Annotated in this window: 11 protein-coding genes; 5 read left to right on the forward strand and 6 right to left on the reverse strand. The window is 68.9% G+C overall.

Annotation, left to right across the window (positions count from 1 at the left end; all coding sequences use genetic code 11):
• The first annotated feature begins 38 nt into the window (after window positions 1-38).
• Window positions 39-674: a hypothetical protein gene (locus FHR82_RS28090; RefSeq protein WP_184813571.1), complete on the forward strand. Its 636-nt coding sequence runs from the start codon at window positions 39-41 to the stop codon at window positions 672-674.
• On the opposite strand, the gene FHR82_RS28095 is transcribed toward FHR82_RS28090, so the two are convergent.
• Window positions 617-1171, reverse strand: a complete 555-nt coding sequence (locus tag FHR82_RS28095; RefSeq protein WP_311771318.1) for a TetR/AcrR family transcriptional regulator — start codon at window positions 1169-1171, stop codon at window positions 617-619. The genes FHR82_RS28090 and FHR82_RS28095 overlap by 58 nt on opposite strands.
• 84 nt (window positions 1172-1255) lie before the next feature.
• On the opposite strand from FHR82_RS28095, the gene FHR82_RS28100 reads away from it, so the two are divergent.
• The 4 genes from FHR82_RS28100 to FHR82_RS28115 all read left to right on the forward strand — a co-directional run bounded on the left by FHR82_RS28100 (window position 1256) and on the right by FHR82_RS28115 (window position 3517).
• Window positions 1256-2116, forward strand: coding sequence for an alpha/beta hydrolase family protein (locus FHR82_RS28100; protein ID WP_184813572.1), 861 nt, complete (start codon window positions 1256-1258; stop codon window positions 2114-2116).
• Window positions 2117-2167: 51 nt separating this feature from the next.
• The gene (locus tag FHR82_RS28105; protein ID WP_184813573.1) at window positions 2168-3001 is read left to right on the forward strand and encodes a helix-turn-helix domain-containing protein; all 834 of its coding nucleotides are present in this window, start codon (window positions 2168-2170) and stop codon (window positions 2999-3001) included.
• Window positions 2998-3150: a DUF397 domain-containing protein gene (locus FHR82_RS28110; protein ID WP_184813574.1), complete on the forward strand. Its 153-nt coding sequence runs from the start codon at window positions 2998-3000 to the stop codon at window positions 3148-3150. The genes FHR82_RS28105 and FHR82_RS28110 overlap by 4 nt, the downstream gene beginning before the upstream one ends.
• 172 nt (window positions 3151-3322) lie before the next feature.
• Complete coding sequence (locus FHR82_RS28115) at window positions 3323-3517, forward strand: hypothetical protein (protein ID WP_184813575.1); 195 nt, start codon at window positions 3323-3325, stop codon at window positions 3515-3517.
• Here FHR82_RS28115 and FHR82_RS47650 read toward each other — a convergent pair.
• The 5 genes from FHR82_RS47650 to FHR82_RS28145 form a co-directional block, all read right to left on the reverse strand.
• The gene (locus tag FHR82_RS47650) at window positions 3510-4076 is read right to left on the reverse strand and encodes an ASCH domain-containing protein (protein WP_311771319.1); all 567 of its coding nucleotides are present in this window, start codon (window positions 4074-4076) and stop codon (window positions 3510-3512) included. The two genes, FHR82_RS28115 and FHR82_RS47650, sit on opposite strands and share 8 nt — an antisense overlap.
• Window positions 4077-4987: 911 nt before the next feature.
• Complete coding sequence (locus FHR82_RS28130; protein WP_192772862.1) at window positions 4988-5581, reverse strand: AAA family ATPase; 594 nt, start codon at window positions 5579-5581, stop codon at window positions 4988-4990.
• A 23-nt stretch (window positions 5582-5604) separates the two neighbouring features.
• Window positions 5605-6513 carry a hypothetical protein gene (locus FHR82_RS28135; RefSeq protein ID WP_184813577.1) on the reverse strand — a complete coding sequence of 303 codons (909 nt, stop codon included), beginning with the start codon at window positions 6511-6513 and terminating at the stop codon, window positions 5605-5607.
• Between the two features lie 57 nt (window positions 6514-6570).
• A complete protein-coding gene (locus tag FHR82_RS28140; protein ID WP_184813578.1) occupies window positions 6571-7089 on the reverse strand; it encodes a hypothetical protein in 519 nt (172 codons plus the stop codon).
• Window positions 7090-7185: 96 nt separating this feature from the next.
• Window positions 7186-8754, reverse strand: a complete 1569-nt coding sequence (locus FHR82_RS28145) for a fatty acid--CoA ligase (RefSeq protein WP_221464399.1) — start codon at window positions 8752-8754, stop codon at window positions 7186-7188.
• Window positions 8755-8809: the final 55 nt, after the last annotated feature.

Below are 8809 nucleotides of genomic sequence, written 5' to 3' on the forward strand. Positions count from 1 at the left end.
CGGCCCTGTCCCGCGTGGCACGCTGCTGCAATCGGTGCATGACCGCGTACCCAGGGCATTTCCCAGCGATGAGTGGCATCGCCATGCCGATCGCTCCGGCACCGGCGATACCGAAGACCCGGCTGGTCGCGGCAGGGGCGGTGGGCCTCGCGGCGCTGCTCGTGCCCGTCGCGTCCTTCCTGCCGCTGTACACGGTGAGCGGGACGCCCGTCGACGACGAGAGTTTCGTCGTCTCGCTCACCAGCTGGGGCATCGACGATCCCGAGGCCGACGACGTATCAGTGCCGATCACCGGTCCTCTGCTCGTCGTCGCCACCGTGTTGTTGCTCGCGGCGGCCGTGCTGTGCGCGGTGACCGCGACGCGCTCCGCGACACCGGGCCTCCGGCGGGTGGCCGGCATGGTCACGGTCACCGGCGCGACCTTCCTGACCAGCGGCGTCTGGGCGATCGTGGCGCAGGTTGTCGGTCTCGCCGCCGCCATCGAGGAACCCCGGGTCGATGACGAGGCGAAGGGGTTCGCAGAAGGGCCCGGTGCCGGGCTCTGGCTGCTGGTGGCCGGGGTGGTGGTCGCGCTGGTGGCCATGGTTCTCACCCTGCGGGCGACCTGGCGTGACCCTCAGTCCGCCGACCGCAGTCCCGCCACGAGCAGCCCGACCATGTGGCGTGCGTCGTAGCGGGACTTGCCGCCACCCGCGCACAGGCCGCCGACGCCGCGCATGAGTTCGTACGGGTCCTGGCCCTGGCGGATCTCCCCCGCGTCGGCGGCGGCCTCGAGCAGCTGTGCGCACACCGGCTCGAGCCGCTCCACGAAGTACGCGTGCAGCGGGTCGTAGCAGGGGTCGTCGGACTGCAGCACGGTCGCGAGGCCCTGCTTGGTGATCACGAAGTCCACGAACAGGTCGAGCCACGTCGCGAGCGCCGCGTACGGCGTCGGGCCCTTCGCCAGCAGCGCGGGACCGGTCTCGGCGAGCGTCTCGACCTGGTGCCGGTACACGGCCACGATCAGGTCGGCCCGCGTCGGGAAGTGCCGGTAGATCGTCGCCGTGCCCACGCCTGCCCTGGCCGCGATGTCTCGGATCGGCGCCTCCACCCCGGCCTCGACGAACACCGCCGCGGCCGCGTCGAGGAGGTTCTCCTCGTTGCGCCGGGCGTCCGCCCTCTTCGCGCGCACCCCGCCCTCCTTTGCTAAACGGGACAGTGTCCCGTATCGTCGAAACGGGACAACGTACCGTTTATTCTGCCAGGGAGATGCCCGATGAGCGAACCTGTCGTGTCGGTGAAACCGGCGGTGCTGCCGGACTCGGATCTGCGCGTGCGGATCTCGGCGCCCTCGGGTGGCCGCGACCTGCCGGTCGTCGTGTTCTCGCACGGCTTCGGCTCGTCACTCGACGGCTACGGCCCGCTGACCGACTACTGGGCCGCGCACGGTTTCGTGGTCATCCAGCCGACGCACGGCGACTCACGGACCGTGGGTGCGTACACCCAGGAGACCTGGCGCGACCGCGTGTCGGACGTGAAGCGCGTGCTGGACGAGCTGGCGTTCCTGGAGGCGGCGCTGCCCGGCCTGGCGGGACGCGTCGACCGGACCCGCGTCGCCGCCGCCGGGCACTCCTTCGGCGGCCAGACGGCGGGCAACCTGCTGGGCCTGCGCGTCGAGGACGAGGACCTGTCCGACAAGCGCGTGTCGGCGGGCGTACTGCTGGCGACGGCGGGCCGCGGCGGCGCGGACCTGTCGCCGTTCGCGGCCGAGCAGTTCCCGTTCATGAACCCGGACTTCACGCACATGACCACCCCCGCGCTGGTGGTGGCGGGCGACAAGGACGACTCCCCGCTGACCGTCCGCGGCCCGGACTGGCTCACCGATCCGTACTACCTCAGCCCCGGCGAGAAGAGCCTGCTGACGGTGTTCGGCGCGGAACACTCCCTCGGCGGGATTCCGGGCTACGAAGCCAAAGAGACCACCGACGAGAACCCGGACATGGTCGCGCTGGTCCAGCTGGTCACGACGGCCTACCTCCGTCACGCCCTTGACGTGACCGGTACTGCCGACACCGACTGGGTGAACCTGCCCGAGAACCCGTTGGGGCGCCTCGAATCCAGGCACGATCCCCGGTAATGTCCGCGCGGAAAGGTAAATCTCCTTTCCGCACCGGAAAGGGGACACACAGTGGGCGGCGACCGACGGCAACCAAGGCCACGCAACCGGCGCATCGGCGCGCGGCTGCGGGCCATCCGCAGGCAACGCACCGACCTCTCACTGGAAGGCGCGGCCGAGTTGCTGGGCTGGTCCCCCGCCACCCTTTCCCGCACCGAGAACGGAATCCGGGAGATCACGAGCGAAGAGGTCGCGACGATCGTGACCGCCTACCAGCTTCCGGCTGTGGAAAGGGCGGAGATCATCCAGGACGCCCGCGCGGAGCATTCGGCGGGTTGGTGGGACCGGCCCCTGCCCGGGGTGCCGGAAGAGATGGGCGTCCTGGCGAGCTACGCGGCGGACGCGAACAGCCTGACCGACTGGTCTGTCATGATCGTGCCCGGCCTGCTGCAGATCGAGCCCTACGCGATGGCAATGTGGCAGTCAGGGGGCATCAATGAGGAAGACGCTCAGCTCCGCTGGGTAGCGAGGAAGCGACGACAGAAGATCCTCGGCAACGTCGACTACACGGCGTTCATCCACGAGGCCGCACTCCACATCCCCTTCGGCGGCCGGGACGCCCACCGCGATCAACTGGAACGTCTGGTCAGCGCGCGAGAGCGCGGTATCGGGGTCCGAGTCGTGCCGAGGCGTCTGCCCTACGTGGTGATCAGCCACAGCTGGCTCTACATGACGTTCCCGAACACGTCGCCCGTGGTGAACGTCGAGGTCGCCGGAGGAGGGGTGTACCTGTTCGATGATCAAGCTAAGCTCTATAAGGGCAGGCTCGACATGTTGAACAAGGTGGCCCTGTCCAGCGAGAAAAGCTCAGCCCTGCTGCGATCGCTCGTGAAGGAGTTGCGATGACCTGGCGCAAGTCCAGCCGCTCCGCCGAGGACGGCAACTGTGTGGAAGTCCGCGGCGATCTCCAGGCCCTCCGCGACAGCAAAGCCCCCAAGGCGATCATCCCCGTGAGCCGGGGCGCGCTGGCACAGCTGGTCAACCACGTCCGGTGAGACCCGGCGCTCAGCTGAGGCCGGCCATCGCCGAGTTGGCTGCCTGACCGAGAAGGATTCTGTTGCCTCGCATCGGTGTCACCGGGCATTCGTCGTTGTCCGACGCCACTGCCAGCCCGACAACACCGCCGAGTTCGACGCGTTGATCACCCCCGCGACCTCCGACCACACCATGCCGCTACCCGAATCCAACCGCGAGGCGTACCTGACCGCCAGTGAACACGTCATGGCCAACGCCGACGAGAGGGTCGCCGTCTGGGACGGGTCGCCGCCCGACGGCGCCGGCGGAACAGCCGACGTCGTGCACACCGCGCGACAGCGGGGCATCCCGGTCACCGTCGGGTGGCCCGCGGGCTCCGTCAGGTGACACCGACGCCGTGTGGCCGAGGTGGGTCGATCAGCTCGATACCGATGGCGACCACGCCAAGGGCTTCGCGTTCGGGCGGGTAGATCTGGCGGATGTTGGCGAGTTGTTCCTCGCGGGTGGCCAGCGGGTTGACGGAGGCGACCGACTCGTGGTCGAACATCTCCTCGAAGTCGGCGTAGCGGGCCACTCTCGTAACGCGGGTGAGCAACTGGTCGCCCTGACAGCGGAACCGGATCAGTGAACCTACCTTGATCTTTTTGCGACTGGAGTCGTTGACCCGGATCTCGGTGGTCTTGCGTCCGCTGGCGACAAGGTCGAAGTAGCGTTTGTAGATGCCCATCTCGTGGGCGCGGACGACGGGGGCGGTGGGGCGTGCGGTCATGAGCCGGCCGAGCTCCTTGACGGTGAACGAGCGGAAGAAGTGTTTTGGGGTCGGTGAGCAGTTCGCTGACCAGCCAGACCAGGGCGTCGACGTAGTCGTCGACAGTTCCTGGCCAGACGGTGGTGTCGAGCATCCAGGGTTCGACGTCAGCAGGCAGAATGCCTTTGCCCTGCTCACGCAGTAGGGACTTTGACAGCTTCGCCCCCGTCGGGGCCAGGACCTGAGGTGTGAAGATCCGAGGTGGCCGCTGTGCCTGCGGTGTGTCCACCGCACCCAGAGCACCATCGACGAGCTGACAGCCGAAGGTCCAGTCGCCGCCCTTCATCATCACCCGCAACGTGCCGGTTTCCCGTCCGAGCGCACGTTCTTTTACCAGGTTCCGGTACAGCGTGGCCAGGTCGAGGTACGGCCGGCCGTCTTCGGGGTCGATGTGCGCGTCGTAGGCACCGTGATCAAGACATACCGCGGTGAACGTGGCACCGTCTTCGTCGAGGTGAGCGAGCTTGGTGCGGTCAGCGCGTTTCTCCGCCCACCCGCACTCTGGACACGGGATGCGAATGTGCACGACGCCGTGTGAAGGAGCCATCCACCATCGGATGTCCTCCATCCGTTCGAGGGTGCGCAGAAACTCGGCCCGAAACCCCGGGGCGGCTTGTTGATCGGTGTAGGTCTCCACCGTGTAGTCGGTGTCGGTGGCCTCCGAGACGGAGTCGAAGAACGCCGGTAGTAGGTCTCGATCAGCTCGGCCACGCGGTTCTTGCCGAGGGCGTGGAAGTAGGTTTGCTGGCAGGCGGTGTGTGTCTCCGGGTCCAGGACGACATCGTGGGGAGCGTTGTCCAATGCCCCGAATCGGACGGTCGTGTCGATCGAGAACTCCCGGCGGGCGGTCTTCGCCAGCAGGAACGCCGCGGACTGCACCAGGTTCGTGCCCAGGTGTGGCGCGCCGTTGATCTGCGTGCCGACGACGAACTCGATCCGCGCCGGCCGCGTCGCGAGCACTCGAGGCCGAAGGAGGTCGATGGAACGCAGCAGCGCGTTGGCCAGCACGCTGTTCGGGGAGAGCAGCAAGGGTGCCTTGACGCTGCGACTCAACCGGATCGCACTCCTCGGCCGGGTTTGGGCAGCCGGAGGTTCGCGCAGATGAAGTCGAACCGGGCCTGCGCGGAGTCAGGAGCGACGAACACCGGCTCGTAGCCTGCGTCGTAGTAGCCCTGCACGATCAGCTCGTGAACCCGGCGGATCTCGCGATCCTTCGCCCAGACGATGTCGTCGGGATCCTCGAAGGTGTCCAACGGGTCGAGCACGAAGATCACGTCGTAGCGGTAGACCCGTGAGGCGTGTTCGAGTTGTGGCGTGGGGCCCAGCCCGAAGAAGGCGTCCCAACCGTAGCCGTCGGGGATGCCACGGTTGTAGAACCGGATCCCGTGCTTGTGACCGGTGTACTCGGCGATGAACGCCTCCAGCACTTCCAGAGAGTATGCGTGCCGGTCCTCCCTGCGCAGGTGCCGACCGAGACGCTCGCGGTGCTTGCGATAGATCTCCCGGCCGGGTTCGTCCTCCATGCAGGGGACGCCCGCGGTGCGGATGGCCGCTATCAGGTCATCCTTGCCCGACGAGGGCCCGCCGGTCACGACATAACGACGCGGGTCAGCGGATGCGGCGGCGTCGATGGCGGCCGTCAACGCGGGATCGGTGGTCGGGCTGGTCACGACTGCTGTCCGTTCTGTTCATGAGTCATGGCACGAGACGCGGAGTGCGTGAAGAAGGCCCCGGTCCAGGCGTTGCCCAGGTCGGTCTCACCGTGCAGGGCGGCGACGAACTGTTCCCGGTCTGCCGCACCGGCGGCGGCCTCGGTCAACCGGGAAGCCTGCGCCTCGGTCAACGGCGGAGCCCAGCCGGCCACGGCGACCAACTCGGACACAGAGGCTTCCAGTTGCGGAGGGGCGAACCCGGTGGTGTAGCTGATCGCCTCGGCACGGGCGGAAGCCCACCGCCAGGCTGCGGTCACGGCCGTGCGCAGGATGTCGGTCCGGTCCGCGTGCAGACTGATCAACCGCTCGACCGTGAGCAGTTCGGCGCGGGCGGCGTAGATCGCCGACCACAACCTGCAGAGGTGCTCCTCGTGCTCGGTGACCTCCCAGGCGAACGGATCCGGCTGAACGGGCTGCCGAGCGGGAGCAGGGGCGAGTCGCGGCGCGATCAGCGGTGAACGGGTGAACCGGTCAGCGTCGGCCAGCAACTCCCAGGTGACCTTTTCGATCAGCTTGGGCTCGACCCGTTTGCGGAAGTGGTGGACCTCGTGCCCCGCTTCGGCCGCGGCCGCCGCCCGGCGGACCGTGAGGTTCTGCCCCGGTGCGGCCGGGGGAAGACCGAACAACGCGCGCGCCGCGGAGGCGTAGCGGTCATCCGGGAACCGGGCCAGCAGCCCGCGCAGCGTGCCATCCAGGGCCGTCGCCCGGCTGGTCACATCAGCGGGATCGACCGCCCTGGCGACGACGCCTCGCAGGTCGAGCAGGACCGTCGACGCGCTACTCGGGATGACGGGCAGCCCACGGCGCAGTAGCCGCCGCACTGCCGGTACCACCTCGTCCAGCGCTGGGCCTTTTCTGGGCATGTGCCTCAGTGAAGCACAATGCCCAGAAAAAGCCCAGCCAGGCGACCGGGTCCCGCGTCAGGTGAACAGCCAGCCAAACGCCGTGTGGGTCGCGAGTACCAGCAGTGCGCTCCACGTGGTCGCGCCGACCACCAGCCACGCCAGCAAGCGCTGACGCGCCAACCCCAGCGCGGATCCCAGCACCGCCGACACCCACGTCCCGAACAGGGCGGGCCCGACCAACCCGAACCCCGCGGGCCCGAACCGGGTCAGCAGCCGCCGCGCCTTCTCCAGCCGCGCCGCCCGCCGGGCGGCGTCGCGTTCCGCGCGTTCTTCGGGATCACCCTCGCGGGCGCGGCGGACGCGGCGGACCAGGCGCGCGGTCAGGGTGAACCGGAAGACGCGCAGCGCGCGCCGGGTGCGGACCCGGCGCAGCCACTCCATCGCGAACAACGCGATCACGAAGCTCAGCCATGCGCTCGCCGACACCGCCAGCACCGTCGCCCAGGCAGGCAACCGCAAGGCCAGCCCGACCGGCGCCGCGGTGGAAGGCCCGGCGAGGAACCCGGTCAGCCACACAGACCAAAAGCGCCCCACGGCGACCTCCCCGGTGTGATGAAGGACCCCTTCATCACACCCAGCACAACGAAGGACCCCTTCGTCACGCCCAGTGCGAGAAAGGGGTCCTTCAGCTCAGCTGACGCGGCGTTCTTCGCCTTGCCAGAAGCGTTCCCGCAGTTCGCGGCGCAGGATCTTGCCGCTCGGGTTGCGGGGGACCTTCTCGATGAACTCGTACCGCAGCGGCTGCTTGAACGTCGCCAGCTTCCCCTTCAGGAACAGGGCCAGCTCGCGTTCCGTCAGCGTCTCGCCCTCGACCGGCACCACGAAGGCGTGCACGATCTCGCCCCAGCGCTCGTCCGGCACGCCGACGACCGCGGACTCCGCGACCTTCGGGTGGCGGCCGATGACGTTCTCGATCTCCGCCGGGTACACGTTCTCACCCGCCACGATGATCATGTCCTTGATGCGGTCGCGGATGAACAGGTAGCCGTCCTCGTCCAGGACACCCGCGTCACCCGTCACGACCCAGCCGTCGACCAGCGTCTTCGCGGTCGCCTCCGGCAGGTTCCAGTACTCCAGCATCGCGGCCGGAGTGCGCAGCCACACCTCGCCGATCTCACCCGGTGGCAACGGGTTGCCCGCCGAGTCGGCGACCTTCAGGCCGAAACCCGGGTACGCGCGGCCCGCGGCCTGCATGCGGCCGCTGTCCGGCGTGTGGTCGGCAGGCGGCAGGCACACAGCCGTGTTGCCGGTCTCCGTGAGGCCGTAGATCTGCGCGAACTCGCAGCCGAAGCCCTCGACACACCGCGCGAGCAGCCCGGCCGAGATCGGGGCGCCGCCGTAGATGACCTTGCGCAGGGTGGTGAAGTCGTCCTTCGTCACGCCCGGTTCGGTGAGCAGGAGCCGCATCATCGCGGGCACGAGACACGCGGTCGTCACGCCGAGCGTCCTGATCAGCTCCACCGCGCCCGCCGTGGTGAACTCGCGCATCACGACGTTGGTGGCGCCGGCCGCGAAACCCTGCGTCGCCCACCAGATGCCGCCGATGTGGAAGCCCGCCATGCCGATGAGGCTGATGTCCTCCGGGTAGAAGTCGATCCACTTCTCCCCCGCCTCCGCGAGCGCGTTGCGCACCCCGAAGAAGCTGCGGTGGCCAAGCACCACGCCCTTCGGCAGACCGGTCGTGCCGCTGGTGTACATCTGCACCAGCGGGGTGTCCGGGGTGACCCGCCCGAGCACGTTCGTGTCCGGCTGCGCCGCCAGCCACGACGTGAACCCGGCACCCGGCGCGCCCGGCTCGTCCAGCCGCACCACCGTCGTGAGCCGCGGCAGCTCCGGCGCGAGCCGGTCCGCCACGGCCTCCGCCGCGGTGTCGGCGAACAGCACGGCCGTGCCCGAGTCGCGCAGGATGTGCTCGACCTCGTCGGCGGCGAGCCGCCAGTTGATCGGCACCAGCACGGCCCCGCACTTCGCGGCGCCGAACAGCAGCTCGTAGTAGTGCTCGGACTCCCGGCCCAGGTAGGCGACACGGTCACCGGCGCGGACGCCGCCCGATTGCAGGCCGTGCGCGACCTGGTTGCTCACGCGGTGCAGCGTGGCGTAGTCGGTCCGGCGGCCCTCGCAGATCATCGCGACCGCGTCCGGTTGCCGCGCCGCGTGTGCGCGCACCACGTCGACGAGCGTCCGCAACTGGGGTGCCACGATGTCCTCCTGTGTTGATCGGGTCGCTGCGCGCCTCCGCTGAGCCACCGTCTTC

This window comes from Actinophytocola algeriensis (genome assembly GCF_014203735.1).
Taxonomy (GTDB): Bacteria; Actinomycetota; Actinomycetes; order Mycobacteriales; family Pseudonocardiaceae; genus Actinophytocola; species Actinophytocola algeriensis.